At 54.1% G+C, this 15,966-nt stretch carries 12 protein-coding genes; 3 read left to right on the forward strand and 9 right to left on the reverse strand.

Annotation, left to right across the window (positions count from 1 at the left end; genetic code table 11):
* Nucleotides 1–16: 16 nt before the first annotated feature.
* Together DS878_RS01160 and DS878_RS01165 are read right to left on the reverse strand one after the other, a co-directional pair.
* The gene (locus DS878_RS01160; protein ID WP_113814104.1) at nt 17–2,845 is read right to left on the reverse strand and encodes a DUF748 domain-containing protein; all 2,829 of its coding nucleotides are present in this window, start codon (nt 2,843–2,845) and stop codon (nt 17–19) included.
* An 85-nt stretch (nt 2,846–2,930) separates the two neighbouring features.
* Entirely contained in the window at nt 2,931–4,208 is a 1,278-nt protein-coding gene (locus tag DS878_RS01165) for an MHYT domain-containing protein (protein ID WP_113814105.1), read from the reverse strand.
* A gap of 235 nt (nt 4,209–4,443) precedes the next feature.
* On the opposite strand from DS878_RS01165, the gene pdxH reads away from it, so the two are divergent.
* The 3 genes from pdxH to DS878_RS01180 are packed head-to-tail and all read left to right on the forward strand — an operon-like array spanning nt 4,444 to nt 6,491.
* Nucleotides 4,444–5,079: a pyridoxamine 5'-phosphate oxidase gene (gene pdxH, locus DS878_RS01170; protein ID WP_113814106.1), complete on the forward strand. Its 636-nt coding sequence runs from the start codon at nt 4,444–4,446 to the stop codon at nt 5,077–5,079.
* Nucleotides 5,048–5,833, forward strand: a complete 786-nt coding sequence (locus DS878_RS01175; RefSeq protein WP_113814107.1) for a 4'-phosphopantetheinyl transferase family protein — start codon at nt 5,048–5,050, stop codon at nt 5,831–5,833. The genes pdxH and DS878_RS01175 overlap by 32 nt, the downstream gene beginning before the upstream one ends.
* A 19-nt stretch (nt 5,834–5,852) precedes the next feature.
* Complete coding sequence (locus DS878_RS01180; RefSeq protein ID WP_113814108.1) at nt 5,853–6,491, forward strand: DNA-3-methyladenine glycosylase I; 639 nt, start codon at nt 5,853–5,855, stop codon at nt 6,489–6,491.
* A gap of 21 nt (nt 6,492–6,512) precedes the next feature.
* Here the strand turns inward: DS878_RS01180 and DS878_RS01185 are convergent, their stop codons facing one another.
* From DS878_RS01185 to DS878_RS01215, 7 genes are all read right to left on the reverse strand, one after another.
* A complete protein-coding gene (locus DS878_RS01185) occupies nt 6,513–7,955 on the reverse strand; it encodes an aspartate kinase (RefSeq protein ID WP_113814109.1) in 1,443 nt (480 codons plus the stop codon).
* A gap of 53 nt (nt 7,956–8,008) precedes the next feature.
* Entirely contained in the window at nt 8,009–9,277 is a 1,269-nt protein-coding gene (gene ectB, locus DS878_RS01190) for a diaminobutyrate--2-oxoglutarate transaminase (RefSeq protein ID WP_113814110.1), read from the reverse strand.
* 122 nt (nt 9,278–9,399) lie between these two features.
* Complete coding sequence (gene ectA / locus DS878_RS01195) at nt 9,400–9,915, reverse strand: diaminobutyrate acetyltransferase (protein ID WP_113814111.1); 516 nt, start codon at nt 9,913–9,915, stop codon at nt 9,400–9,402.
* A 148-nt stretch (nt 9,916–10,063) separates the two neighbouring features.
* Nucleotides 10,064–11,014 (reverse strand): metallophosphoesterase family protein, encoded by a 951-nt coding sequence (locus DS878_RS01200; protein WP_113814112.1) that lies wholly within the window; start codon nt 11,012–11,014, stop codon nt 10,064–10,066.
* The gene (locus tag DS878_RS01205; protein WP_113814297.1) at nt 11,011–12,417 is read right to left on the reverse strand and encodes a sodium:solute symporter family transporter; all 1,407 of its coding nucleotides are present in this window, start codon (nt 12,415–12,417) and stop codon (nt 11,011–11,013) included. Before DS878_RS01205 ends, DS878_RS01200 begins: the two co-directional genes overlap by 4 nt.
* Before the next feature lie 177 nt (nt 12,418–12,594).
* A complete protein-coding gene (locus DS878_RS01210) occupies nt 12,595–13,563 on the reverse strand; it encodes a radical SAM protein (protein ID WP_113814113.1) in 969 nt (322 codons plus the stop codon).
* 116 nt (nt 13,564–13,679) lie between these two features.
* On the reverse strand, nt 13,680–15,836 hold the full coding sequence (locus tag DS878_RS01215) for an FAD-dependent oxidoreductase (protein ID WP_113814114.1): 2,157 nt from the start codon (nt 15,834–15,836) through the stop codon (nt 13,680–13,682).
* Between the last annotated feature and the right edge of the window lie 130 nt (nt 15,837–15,966).

Consider the following 15,966-nt stretch of genomic DNA (forward strand, 5'->3'; position numbering starts at 1 on the left):
GTAATCCGGCACAGCCTTAACGGGCGTCCAGTGTAAACCCGACGATGACATTGCCATCGTCTGTTGCCTCGGCGTTGCGCGAAGAATCAAGCATGAATAACTGGTTACTCGGAACCTTATGAGTATCTCGCAGCAGCTCCAGCAGGGCCGTGCCCCGCGCGCTGGCAAGATTGTTCAGCGCTTCAGGTGCCAGGGTACGATTCCCGGCCAGATATGCCTCACGGGCGTCTGCCCACTCCTGTTCCGACAGTTCTGCCCCCTGGCTGGCTGCCATTTCATCCCGAAGAAGTACCAGCCCGTCAACCGAGGGAGACGCCCCACCGCGGATATTCAGCAACAGATCCGGGCGGTCAAGAAGAGCTTCTGCAAGAACCGCGAGTTTTTCGGGCTCACCCGGAGCAAGTCTGGTGGTGCCCGGCTCAAAACTCACCTGACCCAGCTCTTCGCCACTCAGGCCGGCGAGCTCAGCAATGGAGCCCAGCACGCCGAACGGCGAGGTAGCAGCTTTCGCCAGCAGGTTCACAAATGCCCGCATGACCACCTGGCCAACGCTGAAATCGGGGCTGGCCAGATCACCGCTGACGGGCAGGTTCACTTCAATGACCCCGTCGCCATCTCTCAGCAGGGCCAGCCCGAGTTTCACAGGCGCATTTACGGCTTCTTCACTGGCAATGGCCTGCCCCAACTCGAGACGATCCATAACAACCCGGTTCGATGCCTTGATCTGAGTGCCGGAAATCTCATAATCGAGATCCAGTTCCAGCTTTCCGCTGTCCACACTGTAGCCGAGATAGCGGCCGAAGTAGGGTGAAAGAGCTGGTAGTGACAAGTCCTTCATTTCCAGCTTCAGATCACTGGTTTCTTCTGTTCCAAGGGTGCCAATCGTGCCATCAAACACAACGCTGGCACTGTTTCCCACACGCCCGCTCAGAGCAACTTTGCCCTGCTGGGGTGAAATATTACTAAGGCCGGTAACCGTTCCGTTAAGTTGATCAAGAGAGGTCGTAAATGCAGGGTCAAGAGTTCGGTCGGTGTAATCGAGCCCCCCGTCTTCAATCATTAACTGGCCAATACGGAAGATAAACTGTGACGTCTCTGCGGCACTCTGCTCTGGCGCCGCAGAGGCCTCATCTGTCTCGGTCCGGGAAACTATCTGCTCTATGTTATGAAGGCTGTTGGTGTTGCGCACCAGGTTGATAGCCGGCTTGGTGAGGGTAACAGTGCCAATTTCCAGCCGGGCCGGATACACGTTGTACTCAATGGGAGCTAACTGCAGCGTTTGCCATGAAATCATCTTCTCATTGCTGCCAGGCAGCTGCAGGTTCAGCCCTGAAACCTCAGCGGTGCCGCTGAAAGTACCGGTTAAGGGTTCCTGTTGGCCATCCAGATCCAGATTTCCATCCAGCCCTAATTTACCGTCCACAACCGCAAGGTTAGCTGCTTCCTGCAAGTAGGGTTCAAGCGCCGCAAGAAGAATGTCTGAACCGGAGAGGGCCATTTCCAGCGTAAAAGGCTGAGGCGTAAGCTGGCCGTTCAAAGAGAGTTCACCACCGCTGGCCAGAGCTGTCTGCAGCTGGTACGACATCGGGTCTTCCATCCCGCTGTCTATGCCGCCGGTGGTCAGCGACAGCTGTTCAAGCGCGAGTTCTGCTGGAGCCTCTGGTTGCTGATCCTGCCAGAGCACTCGCCCACCGGAAAGACTGATGCCCCCCAGAGACCAGTGGAACGGCTGTTCAGCTGCCTCAGGTTCTGGCAGTTCCGTACCTGACCCGCTCATCTCATCCGTCTCCGCAACCGAGGACAAAGCTCCAAGCCAGTCGATTTCTCCCGCTTTGTTGCGCGCCAGGGCGATATCCGGTTGTTCCAGAGAAATCTGCCCAACACTGGCCTCACGGGCGTTGAGATCAAAACCTATATCATCAATGGCAATGGATCCCGCAGTCAGGCGGGCCTGTTCGCTCTGCGTATCCGGGGCCATGGCAAGGTCTTCCACCAACAAGCGACCATTGCTGGTGGAAAAGTGCAGAATATCACCGGCCTGAAGCTCATAATCGGAGTGCACTGTTACTATGCCACCGCGCAAATCGTAGGGAAGGTATGGCGCCAGGAAATGCCCGAGAGTCTCGTGATCGACACCGGAAATGGCAAGGTTGCCGCTGGAATAAAGCGGCGTGATGCTGAGATTACCCTGCCACTCAATGGTCTGATTACCCAGAGCGGCCTGCAGATGATAATCGCTGTTGCGGTCGTTCCGTGGCCAGGTGGCGAGATCGCTCAGAGAAAGATCCAGCGGTGTAATCCGGAATTCCATCATATCTGACTGGGTAAAATCCCGGAACAACAGCTCCCCGCCGCTTATTGTAAGCTGTTCAAAATACAACGCAGGCAGTGACTGATCTTCGTCTCCGCCCGCCTGATCTGTTGTTTGCCCGCTGTCCCCCGCACTGGCAGCCTGAAAGTCTCGTACGAAATTCACACTGTAGTCTTCCAGCAGGTCCAGCCGTATAAAGGGTTCCTCAAGCTCAATATTCTCAAAACCCACAACACCACTGACAAGCTCAAAGAAATCCATGTCAATGATCAGCCGATCGAAACCAACAACAGGCTCTCCCCCCCTGTCCTGCATCAAGATTCCAAGGGCTTCAACACTCAACGCGAAAGGGTTGGTGTTGATATCAGCGATCTCCACCTGCCACTCCATGCGCTGGCTCAGCTGTTCCGGGATCTGCTTTTTCAGCCACCATGGCAAAAGCAGAAAGCCTGCAAGGCTATACAGAATCAAAAGAACCAGAAATCCGACCAACAGATTCCGGGGTATACGACTGTACTGACGGCTCTGAGCCACGGATATCTCCTCATGAGCAGCGGTTGACCGGGGCGGATGTGCCCTCCTGCCTGCTCTCTAGGATAGTCGGCCAGGTGCCGCTTTGTCAGCTGTTCAAGGCCAGATCGGCGCCTGTCAGTTCTGTTTCCCTGGTCATATCGGTGAATCGGCCGACCTCGCCAGGGTCTCGTGGAAGAATTGCAGCCCGTATCAGCTTTCGTGTCGAATTGCCGGTTACCGGATATACGGACTGGCCGGTGCGCCAGAGTACCGGCATGGAAGTTGTGCCAGCATGTTCCCGGATCCACTGATACATGGGGGCATGTCGTGCACTTTCATGTTCAGGCACCAGAGCAAAAAAACTATTCGGCGAATACCGGGCCAGAAGGACATCTTTGGACATCTGTTTCCTGAGCGGCTCGCTGATCTTGCTGACCAGCAGGTTGACCGACTCACTATCCTTGCCGGAAGACAGCTCCCGGAAGTTGGCAATCTCCATGTATACCAGTGCAAAGGCGTTTTTCCGGGCGTCACCCAGGGCAAATATATCCAGCATCCGCTGCTCAAGGGCGGAACGGTTTGGTAGCCCGGTAGCGGAGTCTGAATACGCCAGTTCCGCGACTCGCTTATCGTCTTCCACTTTTCGTTCGGCCAATTCCCGGCGATAACGAACGTCCAGAGCGGTCACAACCAGGGCAACAGAAAGCAGCGCCATGCAAAAGATTGCCAGGGGAATACCCATCCAGCTTCCACGCAAACCATTATCAATGGCGGGAACGGCACCTTCGGGGAACGTCATCGCCATCATCCCGGTGTAATGCATGCCACAAATTGCCGCAGCCATCACCAGCGCAGCGATAAATTGAACGACCAGGGCACTGGAGCCTTCCATTCCCTGCAACTTCCTGCACAAGGCCAGAGCGGAACCCGAGGCGATAACTGCAATTGCGATGGAAAGCACCAGAAAACCGGTGTTGAACTCCGGTGGTGCGGACATCCGCATGGCGTACATCCCCAGATAATGCATGATCGCTATACCACTGGCCATGGACAGCGTGGCACCAATAAACAACACAGAGCCCAGGTGCTTTCGACCAATAATGTGCAGGGCAATACCCGAAGCTAAAACTGCCGCAAACCAGGAAACCAACGTCATCGGGATATCAAAGGACATGGCCATTTTCATTGGCATCGCCCGCATCCCTACGAAATGCATCGTCCATACGCCCGTCCCCATCAGAAGAGCTCCAGACACCAGCCAGCGCCATCGCTCAACACCTTTGGAACTAACCAGCCTCGCGCCGAAGTACAGAGCTGCGTATGCTGCCAGTACAGCAACAAGGAACGAAGACATCACGAGTGGCAAATCGTACGCAGCTATCATTGATCAACTCTTCTCTTTAAATGTGTATATTGGCCACTTCCGCCAGTTATGACTGGCAGTCCCGACTCAGGACACAAGGGTATACTAAAGTAGTACAGGCCCGTTCACACTTTAATGTTGTCTTTATGTAAATAGTTGCGACACAAGTGGCGCTGACAGCAAGCCCCGAACCCGATATGCTCAGGAGTCGTACCTGCTCCGCGCCATTGTTTGAACACGAATGAGAGGAAGGTTTATGGACATCGGCGATATGCGTCGGGATTTTGAAAGTGAAGGGATTGACCGCGAGGCGATGAGCGACGACCCGGTCATGCAGTTCGAAACCTGGTTCGGTGATGCCCGGGAAGCCGGTATTCTCGAACCCAACGCCATGTCTCTCGCCACCACCGGCGCTGACAGCATGCCAGACCTGCGTACGGTGCTGCTGAAGTATTTTGATGAGCGCGGGTTTGTGTTTTACACAAATTACGGAAGCCGGAAAGCTCAGGAAATTGATGAGAACCCCCGGGCAGCCCTGCTATTCCCCTGGATCGGTCTGAACCGGCAAGTACGTATTCAGGGGCATGTCGAGAAGGTCAGCAAAACCGAATCCCTGAAATACTTTGCCTCCCGACCAAGGGGGAGCCAGATCGGCGCATGGGTATCAGAGCAGAGCAAAGCCATCACTTCCCGGGGCCTTCTGGAGCAGAAAGTAGCTGAAATGAAGCGTAAGTTCAGTGAAGGCGAAGTACCACTACCCGGGTTCTGGGGTGGTTATCGGGTCGTTCCCGAGCGCATCGAATTCTGGCAGGGTCGCCCCAGCCGTCTCCACGATCGCTTCGAATACGTAAGGGAAGGCGATGCCTGGCTCATCCAACGACTCCAGCCCTGATCTCATCGGAGTCCGGCACAAGCCGGTCATCCACCTGTGTCACCAGATCGGACAAGTACCGGAAGTTGCGCCAGACTGGCTGACGGCAAACGAGCTCGAAAGATATTCCGGGCTCAGCGAAACCCGCGCAGCAGAGTTCCTCACCAGCCGCTGGCTCATCCGCCAGGCGTTAAGCCGGGCGAGTTTTACAGAGCCGGATCAATGCTGGCCGACGGAAGGACGCCCGACAACTGCCGCCATCCCGAAAGGTTGGCATATCTCGCTGAGCCATAGTCATGGCTTGTCCGCTTGCAGCACTCAGTATGGCTCTGCACTGGGCATAGACATTGAACCCAGCAAAAGGCATCCACAATGGCAAAAGGTGGCCAACCGCTGGTTCTCACCCATCGAGCAGGAATGGCTGTTTCAGGAGGACGACGCGCACATGTTTCTCCGGGCCTGGACCCTTAAAGAAGCGTGGCTGAAGGCGACTGGCAGGGGTATCGCAGGAAATCTGCAATCTTTGGAAATACGCCGGGATTTCGAACTCTATGGCGATCAGCCAGACGATCACTGGCAGGCCTGCGCCTTTTATACAGAAGGCTTTTTATGTTCACTTGTTTTCAGGCAAACCGAAGGCGGCCATTTCGGTACATGGCCAACCATCACCTTGCTGGAACCACCACCCGAAGACTATAGCCTGAGTGTTGCAGAACCGCTGGATACACACTGGGAACCCATGTTTCAGCGCAGAATCAGCTCAAAACGCGGATAAAATCCCGGAGGAGCGCCATATGCCAAGTGAACACCAGGACAACCCAGCTTCCACAACCCCGGGCACAACCAGCCGTTGCCCATGGTGTGGCACCGACCCCCTGTACATGCATTACCATGACACTGTATGGGGCAGGCCCGAATACGACGACCTGGCTCTTTTCGAAAAACTCTGTCTGGACGGTCAGCAAGCTGGCCTGAGCTGGATCACAATTCTGCGTAAACAGGAGAGTTACCGGGCTGCCTATGATGGTTTCAACCCGGAAAAGATCATTCAGTACGGTGACGCAAAAATTGCCGAGCTTATGCAGAACCCCGGCATTGTACGAAACCGACTGAAAATACAGTCAGTCATCAAAAACGCCAGGGGCTTTCTGGATATACAAGAGAAAGGCGCCGGATTTTCAGACTTCCTCTGGTCATTTGTCGAAAACAGCCCCATACAGAACAACTGGCGCAGCTTTGATGAAGTACCTGTTACCACGCCAGAATCCGAAGCCATGTCCCGGGCGCTGAAGCGTGCCGGCTTTACGTTTGTAGGGCCAACCATTGTCTATGCGTTCATGCAGGCTACCGGCATGGTTAACGACCACCTGGTTCATTGCCCACAGCACAGCCAGTGCCATTCGCCTTGTTTCAAACCCCGGGGTCATCTGTAACGGCTCAGAAGGCTGAACTCATCAGGCTGCAACTATGGCGTACCCGTGGTTGTGGGGCTCAACCAGAACACCATGCAAAGCGATAATCGCTTTCTCATAGTTATCCTCATCAACCACAAACTGGATATCCACCTGTCGCATGCACTGATGTACCGCCAGCACATTGATTTCTTCATCAGCGAGCACTTTGACCGACCGCGCCAGAATGCCAGGCATTTTTATATCACTGCCAATAGCTGAAACCACGGCCACCTTACGAGTAATTATCTCACCGTTTGGAAACTCGCCCTTCAGAGCCTCAACCACGCGTTTGACGTGCTTGAGTGTGCTGTCCACGTAATGGGTAATAGTATTGGCGTTAGTATCCTTGGCCATGAAGCGCACTTTGAAGCGACTCAGGATATCCAGGATACGACGGTCCGAGCCAGGCTCACCCTGCATATCCTGATCAAATACCTCTATGGCAAACACGCCCTTGGCGCCGGCAATAATCTCAACCTGTGGCTTCTCACTGACGTAATCACCGGTGATCAGAGTACCCGTATGCTCAGGCTCAAAGGTATTCATCACCCGCAGGGGAATCTCCGCCTGGCGCAGGCCTTTACCGGCACGGGGGTGAATCGCTTCCATGCCCAGGTTGGCCAGCTGGTCAGCCACATCGTAATTAGTGCGCCCCAGGGGTACTACTTTTTCTGCGCCCACAATGTTGGGGTCAGCTGAACTCAGGTGGTATTCCTTATGAATAACCGCCTCACGGGCCTCGGTAATCACAGCAACCCGGCTGAAAGTCATTTCACTGTAGCCGCGGTCGAATGTGCGCATCAGGCCTTCTTCACACTGGGCGTATCCGGTCACGATCGGCAGTTCCCGGCTCAGATCCACGGCATCGAAAGCCTGCTTCAGCTTCTGGTCCAGAGGCAGCAACTCGCTGTCACGCCAACCGGTAAGGTCCACAAACCTTGCATTGATGCCTTCCTGCTGGAGTTTCAGGGTGGTGTTGAAGGCACTGTGGGCCTCGCCGATACCAGCGAGCATCTCTCGCACCGTCAGCAAGTGTTCTGCCAACTGAAACTGGCCATAGGAGCACAGGCGCTGCAAATCAATAAGGCAGCCCCGAACGCCTTCGATGCGGTCAGTAATGAACTGATCTGCCTGCTGCTTGAGCATCGGATCTTCAAACAGCTTGCCGTTGATGTCGGTGACGAATTTTACCAACTTTGTAAGATCATCACCCCAGGCCCAGTCAGATTCTGCATCGGCAAACAGAGCGTAGACACCCGGCTCCCCGGTTTTCTTGTGCTCCAGCAGTTCGTTGGTTACCCCTCCGTATGCGGACACCACGAAGATACGCTGATAGAGATCTTCCTTGCTACGATTTCCGACAATGATGTTGTCGCGCACAGCTTCGTAGTCGTTCATCGAGGTACCGCCGATCTTCTCAACGGTATGTAATTGACTTGTCATATTCCTACCCTGGCTTACCCTGCAGTCTGAATGTCCGGAATGACGGGGACACCTTACGACGCCTTCCGGATTCCTTCCTGCATGATTTCATCGACACTTTTTGCCAACAGTTCGGCACCCAGTTTCAGGTCTTCCTTGCTGGTTGTCAGCGGCATCAGGCATTTGATGACTTCATCATTCGGACCACTGGTTTCTATGATCAGGCCGTGCTCAAAAGCTCGTTTGGTAATCGGGCCTGTAATATCTGCATGGGTGGCCTCAATGCCTCGCATCAATCCGCGCCCTTTCATTCTGAACTGCCCCGGGTGCTTATCGCAAATCGCCTGCAGAGCATCGCCCAGAACCTGGGTTTTTTCTTTGACCTCATTGGCGAACTTATCATCTTTCCAATAGGTTTCTACTGCCGTACGGGCGGTAATGAACGCCATGTTGTTACCGCGGAAAGTCCCGTTATGCTCACCTGAACTCCAGATATCCAGTTCCGGCTTGAGCAGTACCAGCGCCATTGGCAAGCCATAGCCACTCAGAGACTTGGAGACGGTGACGATATCCGGCTTGATTCCCGCAAACTCGAAGCTGAAAAACTCACCGGTACGGCCATTACCTGCCTGGATATCATCCAGAATCAGCAGCATGTCATGCTTCTTGCACAATGCTTCCAGACCTTTCAGCCACTCAGCACGGGCAGCATTGAGGCCACCTTCGCCCTGAACGGCTTCCACGATTACCGCTGCAGGCACTTCAACACCGGAAGAGCTGTCAGACAACAGTTTGTCCATAACCGCGAGGGTATCAACATCGTCGCCCAGGTAACCGTCGTAGAACATGAAGTCGACATTGCTCAGAGGCACACCCACACCACCCCGGTGATGCTTGTTGCCCGTTGCAGCCACTGCCCCCATAGTCACCCCATGGAAACCGTTAGTGAAGGAAATAATACCGGTACGGCCTTTTACCTTACGCGCCAGTTTCAGGGCTGCTTCAACACAGTTAGTGCCAGTCGGGCCTGTAAACTGCATTTTGTAGTCGAGTCCACGGGGATCAAGAATGTACTTCTTGTATGACGAGATAAAGTCATGCTTGGCCGTTGTAAACAGGTCAAGGCTCTGGCTTACACCGTCAGCCTCAATGTATTCAAGCAATGCTTTTTTAAGAATGTCGTTATTATGGCCATAGTTCAGTGAGCCGGCACCGGCCAGGAAGTCCAGATACTGCTTGCCGTCTTCAGTGTAAAGATGCGCATTCTTGGCGCGATTAAAAATCACCGGGAAAGCACGGCTATATACACGTACTTCAGATTCAGTGGACTTGAAAATTTCCATTGTGTTACCTCTTTGCCTTACGGCTTTGCAAATCAAACTTGGGGATCCGAATCGGCAGGGGATGCAGTTGCAACCCCATCACCGATTCGCTCAGCGTGCGTGGAGTCCTTCCTGGCAGAGCGTTACGCCTGCCTGGTAAACGGTCCGATGCGCAGCAGAAATTCAGAATCGTGCAGGCCGCCAAAATGCGTGTCTTTTTCAAAATGCTCATGGTGCTCAAGTTCTGCACCCATATCCCGGGCAAATGAACGGAACAATGCCCATGAGGCTTCATTATCAGCGGTAATTGTGGTTTCCATGTGGGTAACGTTTTTGCACGCTTCCCGAGCCACTATGGCTTTAAGCATCCGCTTGGCCAGACCCTGTCCACGACCTTTCTCGTGGACAGCTACCTGCCATACAAACACGGTTTCGGGTTTTTTAGGGGGGATATATCCGGAGATAAAGCCGACCAGGTCGCCATTCTTCTCCGCAGCTACGCAGGTATCGGCAAAATGGCTGCACTGCAACAGGTTGCAGTAAATCGAGTTAGGGTCCAGAGGGGGGCATTCTGCCACCAAATTATGGAGCCTGAAGCCATCATCCTTAACGGGTGTACGCAGGGTGATGGCGGTGGTATCCGATCCTTCTGATGTCATAGCGTGGTCAATTCACTTTAAAATTTAGAGCTAAATTATATAGACCACAAAATATATTTCAAGTCGGACCAATTAGCGGCACTACAGAAACCACAAGTACCTGCCTCGTTAACAGACCGGACCAAACGGTCCGCGAGCAGTAGAAAAATTAATCCCCCTGAGGAAATACAAGGTCGGCAGGTGTCAGCGAAGCGCCCCCAAGAATACGCTTGCGATAAGACAGCGCTGCCGGAGTGCCTTCGGGCCACAACTGATCAAACTGTGACAGCCACGCGCTGACGTCATAGTTTACAGGTATCAGATCAACACAGAGTTCACCAGCCACAACGCCCGCAACCGGCTTAATTCCCGGGGCTGCGCGGCTTATGCGTGTAATAAGCCCACGGGGATCCGACCTCAGGTTACCCATACCGGCGGAACCATTATTGGCCACCGCACAAGAGCGGCCATTTACCTCTCCTGTCCAGAGCACAGGAAGGCAAGTATGGGTGGCAGCCATGACATCCGCTCCGGAGGCGCGGAACCACTCCTCAATCCGCTGCTCATTGCCCGCAGCAAAGGATTCATGGGCCAGACCCCAGCCTGCCAGGGATTCCGGATCGCCATGCAGCACCAGAATCTTTAGGCCTCCAAATAACAAGCAATGATATCTGGGGAGAGACGACAGGCGCTTCTGAATATCCGGATGCGCTCCGGCAATATCCTGAAGCCTGGACATGATCTGATTGGAGCGTTCGACAACACCCTGATCAACAAAATCGGGGTAGGCGCAGCCACACCCGGCTCCGGCACTCGGAGTGCCCAGTTCGTAATCCACATTACCCAGACTGGCAGTATGGCTGAGTACCCGGCTATTAATTCCCCGGAACAATTCATCACTGGCATTAAACCAGTTGAAATCGCCGTTGAAGACCAGCTTTACAGTACGACCCTGACGCTCCTCGGCCAGGGCCATACGTTCGACTTCATCAAGCGCAAAAGGGTTACCGTAAAGCCCGCCGATAACATAAAGAACATCCTCAGTAACCGGCGTACTTTGCCCGCACAGGGACGCCGGCTGATAGCGGTAAGCCAGGGGACAACTGCGGCCTTCTGTCATCGTACTTCTCCCGCCGTCAGAGATTTACCTGCCAGCAGGCGCAAGGCCAGGGGCAGGAAAAAGCCCGCACTGCAGATGAGGAACCCATAGGCATTAACGCCCAACAGCATGGCGTAGTTACCCTCACCAATAGCCCAGCTTGCCGGGATCAGGCCGATTGCCAGCATCAACCCCAACCCAAGGCCGGTCCAGAAGCTCAGATGGAAACTCCACGGCGACCAGCGGGTGAACCCGTAAAACAAAAATACCGGCGCCAGCCCCATCACCATGGTGCCGGAAATGGTAGTAGCCTTGAGAATATCCGTGCCGGCAAACATGGGGAGGTTGCCAATCAACGCGAACACCGTCATCACCACCGCGCCCACCCGCATACTCGGCAACCGCTCCGCTGCCCGCTTTGCCAACCGTGGCAGATCAACCGCCAGAGATTTGGCCAGCGAGGTAAAGGTGGAATCCAGAGTAGAACCCGCAGATGTCATCATCACAACACTCATGAAAAACAGCGCAGCCAGCCCCAACGACTGCCCGACGGCTGCCGGCGCATTGCCCATGGTCTCAATACCATTCAAGCGCGCATGAACTCCCACAAGGCTGAACAGGAATACCGCAACAAAGCCCAGCAAGCCGGCAACCACAAAGCTCTTGAGCATGGTTTTTTCCTTGTTCACAAAGCCCCGGTCCGTAAGCACGGGGTCGTGGAACGGATAACTGAACATCTGCAACAGTGCGACCAGCAGCAGATCAAAGCCAGCATTCAACCGGAACTCACCTTCGTTCAGCAACGCCGAGGTATCGTTCGCCGGGATAATCATGAACAACACCGCACCCAGGAAAAACACGAACACGAAGGTCTGAATCACATCGGTAAAAATCGAAGACCGGAGCCCGCCTTTAAGGCTGTATGCCAGCGTAAACGCCGTGAACACCATAGCCGCAACGTAATACTCCCACTCACCAGGCAGCCCGAAATAACCACCCACAACCGCCGTATTACTCCAGACTTCGTTATACAGCCGGATCAGAATAGCCGCCGCAAATGCCAACCCTGCAAAACGCCCAAATCGCGAAGTAAGAAAATCCTGCAGACTACGCGCGCCAGTCTGTGTCCGAATGAGATAAATGATGTACCCAGCCACCGGAATCGACAGCCAGTAACTGGCATAAGCCAGCCCCCCGGTCACCCCATAGGTTGCCCCGAGATTTGCCGCATTGGTCACCGACTTGGCAAAAATCCAGCTGATAAAGATACTCGCCGTAAGCGACCACTGACTAACCGGGTTACCCTGATCATCCGCGCCTTTGTAAAAAGACTCTGAATTCCTGCTTTTTGGCGACAGCACATACATGACAACGCCATAAGCTAACAGGAACCCCCAGAACAGGGTGGCTTCCGTGATATTCATTTTCTCTGTTCCCTCATTATGCTCAGCACCCTGGTGAGCAGCATCAGATTCAGCCGCGGCATGGGAGGTGAGCTTTTCTTTTCGCCGGAAAAAATGTCTGAGCAAAGCGAGTTGTTTTTCCAAGAAAAGAAAAGCTCACCTCCCATGCCGCCAACTCCGAACCACCAGTCCGAAACACTAACCGGGCGCCGAACAACTGGCCCCATAGCGATAACAGGAAAAACACCGGTGGTGCCGCAACATAATGCGCTCATCCATGCTCTCCGCCAGCGACCCTCCCAGATCATATTGCGGGTCATCGTCTACCAGCGTGCACGCATAAACCCGCACCGAATCACCTTTCTTCACCAGCATCCGGGTATAGGTACACATAAAGTGCGACCGGCTCTGAACTGTTGGGTACTTCTCCATACAATTCTCGGTAATCTCCGGGCTACCATCTTCTGAACCCGGCGTCCCCAGATCCGGGAACGCAGTAAACGCCAGAGTTTCGGGAATCTGCCACTCACGGAAAATCTCCCGGAACGCAGCTTCCACATCAGCCGGAACTTCACCCTGGTCAGTCTGACGGGCAATGGAAACCCTGAACCCCTGATCGACCAGCCAGTGAATGCCCTCCAGCGCCTGATCAAAACTGCCGGCACCGCGATCCTTGTCATGGCGGGCACGATCAGGAAAATCCAGGCTCACGCGGAAATGAATCGGGTAGGGGTTATCCAGCAACGGCAACACCTGATGTCTGCGTTTCAGCAGCGGCTCAGTAGCATTGGTCAGCACAAAACAAGGCCGGTGCTGGCTGGCATAATCCAGAATGTTCACAAAATCACGGATCACGAAGGGTTCGCCACCAGTGAAAGAAAACTGCTCCACCCCCATATCCAGGGCTTCGTGAATAAACGGCTTTACATCACTCAGCTTCATGCCGGGAATGCGACCATCGCCCGGATGACTGCCCTCCAGACAGAAGGGGCAAGCCAGATTGCAGGCCGTGCCTGTGTGAATCCACAGCTCTTTCAGCCTGACGGCATCGATGTAACCCCTGGGGGTACCATTACGAGTGTGAGTCCAGCTATCAAAAGCTCTGGACTCCAATATTTCTACCGCCGGAATGCGTTTTCTGGCAGGTCGGGTTTTGGTCAGGGGCATAAATGCTCCTCGGTTGATCCGGAATAAGAACGCTAAATCACAGTTGACGCCTGTTGTTGCTACTGTCGTCCGACTTTTCAGCGTTCGGTTATTTCTATACGTTTCACTGAGCTGGGTCAGCCTTTGCCCCGGCGCCAGTTGTGCAGTTTCTCCAGCAGCTTCAGAATACCTTCAGGGGCATGAGCACGCTTCCACTCTCCAGCCGCATATTTGGCCGACTCGTTCCATGTCGGGTAGGGGTGAACTGTACCCAGAATCTTGTTCAGACCCAGGCCATGCTTCATGGCCAGAGTGAATTCCGCGAGAATTTCGCCCGCATGGGAACCAGCCACCACCACGCCGAGGATCTTGTCCTTGCCTGGCTGGGTCAGGATCTTTATAAAACCGTAGTCTTCACCCTCGGTAATAGCACGGTCCAGATCATCAAGACCATATCGGGTGATTTCGTACGCAACCCCCTGTTCTCTGGCCTCTGCTTCACTGAGTCCGACCCGCGCCACCTCTGGCGACGTAAATGTCACCCAGGGCATGACCCGATAATCCACCCGGAAACGCTTGAACTGACCAAACAGGCCGTTTACTGCCGCATACCAGGCCTGGTGAGCAGCTGCATGAGTAAACTGATACGGGCCAGCCACATCACCACAGGCGAACACGTTGGGGTAACGAAGGCTCATATCGTCTTCAACAGGCACGGTTCCATTAGGCAGGGTTTCGATACCAATTTTGTCGAGCCCCAGACCTTTGGTGTTCGGGGCCCGGCCCACTGCGACCAGCACCTGATCAAAAGCAATACGAACCCGTTCGCCCTTGTGCTCGCAGTAAGCTACTTTCTCTCCATCTTCGATGGCGAATTCCTTTGCCGAATGCTCCAGGCGAAGATCGATACCATCCTTTTCAAACTGAAGCTTCACCAGTTCTGACACATCGCTGTCTTCTTTGGCCAGCAACCGGTCACCCCTTTCTACCTGAATCACCTGACTACCCAGGCGGGCAAAAGCATGGGCCAGCTCGGAACCGATCGGACCGCCGCCCAGTACCAGCAACCGCTCCGGCTGCTCCTGCAAATTCCACAGGTTGTCAGAGTTCAGGGGTTCCATTTCTGCAAGCCCTGGAATTGGCGGCATGGCCGGCTTGCCCCCAGTGGCAACAATTATGCTGCGAGCAGTCAACCGCTCAGTGCGACCGTCGTTGTGCCTGACTTCCAGTTCCCAGGGCGATATGAAGCTTGCCTCTCCCGAGATGCAATCAACGCCCAGTTTGCTGTACCGCTCCGGGGAATCATGGGGTTCAACCTTCGCAATCACCTCTTGAACACGGTTCATAATGTTCTTGAAGGAGCCTTTAACCGGCACAGATTCCAGGCCGTAGCGGTTGGCATGGCGCATGGTATCGGCAGCCTTGGCGCTGCGGATCAGTGCCTTGGATGGCACACAACCTGTGTTCAGGCAGTCACCACCCATCTTGTGCTTTTCAATCAGTGCTACTTTTGCCTTAACAGCGCTTGCAATGTATGCAGAGACCAGACCCGCCGAACCACCGCCAATCACCAGCAGGTTGTAATCGAAACTTTCAGGCTTCTGCCAGCCGGCATATACCTTGCGGCGGCGGATAAAGCCCACCACGAACTTGGCAATCAGAGGGAAAATTCCTAGCAGGGCAAAGGAAAGCAGCAGGTCAGCAGAAACAATATCACTCGTAGACTGGATCTGACCCAGCTGAGTACCGGCATTGACGAAAACAAAAGTCCCCGGAAGCATGGCAATCCAGCTTACCAGTGCATAGGTACGCAGCTTCATAGCCGTAAGGCCCATGGCGAGGTTGATCAGGAAAAAGGGGAATACCGGTACCAACCGCAGAGTAGCCAGATAAAACGCACCGTCTTTTGAAATTCCCCGGTCCATCTTCGCCACGGTTTCACCATAGCGCTTGCGCAGCGAGTCCCGCATGAGGAATCGTGCCACCAGAAACGCCAGAGATGCACCCAGGGTTGAAGCAATCGAAACCGCAACCAGTCCGTAAAAGTTGCCTAAAAAGGCACCACCTGCCAGAGTCATTATGGTAGCCCCCGGTAAAGACAAGGCAGTTACTACCACATAAATAGCGGCATAGCCGACAACAGCGATCAGAAGATTCTGGTCAATCCATTGCGCCAGGGCACTCTGGTTAGCCTGCAGGTTCTCCAGGGTCAGCAGCTTGTGGCCGTCGAAGCCGAGAAAAACGGCAACGATTACAGCGATGACCAAAAGAAGTAAGAGCTTGCTACGAGTCATATCCATGCCTTTTAGATTATAAGAACCAGTTCGTTGATTTCATTCAGACACGGTTACCGATTGAATGTTACACACTACTGAATAAAAATTATTGAGCGATCACTCTAAAATACAGGAACTTTTCCAAAAT

It is taken from the genome of Marinobacter sp. F3R11 (assembly GCF_003318275.1).
Lineage (GTDB): Bacteria > Pseudomonadota > Gammaproteobacteria > Pseudomonadales > Oleiphilaceae > Marinobacter.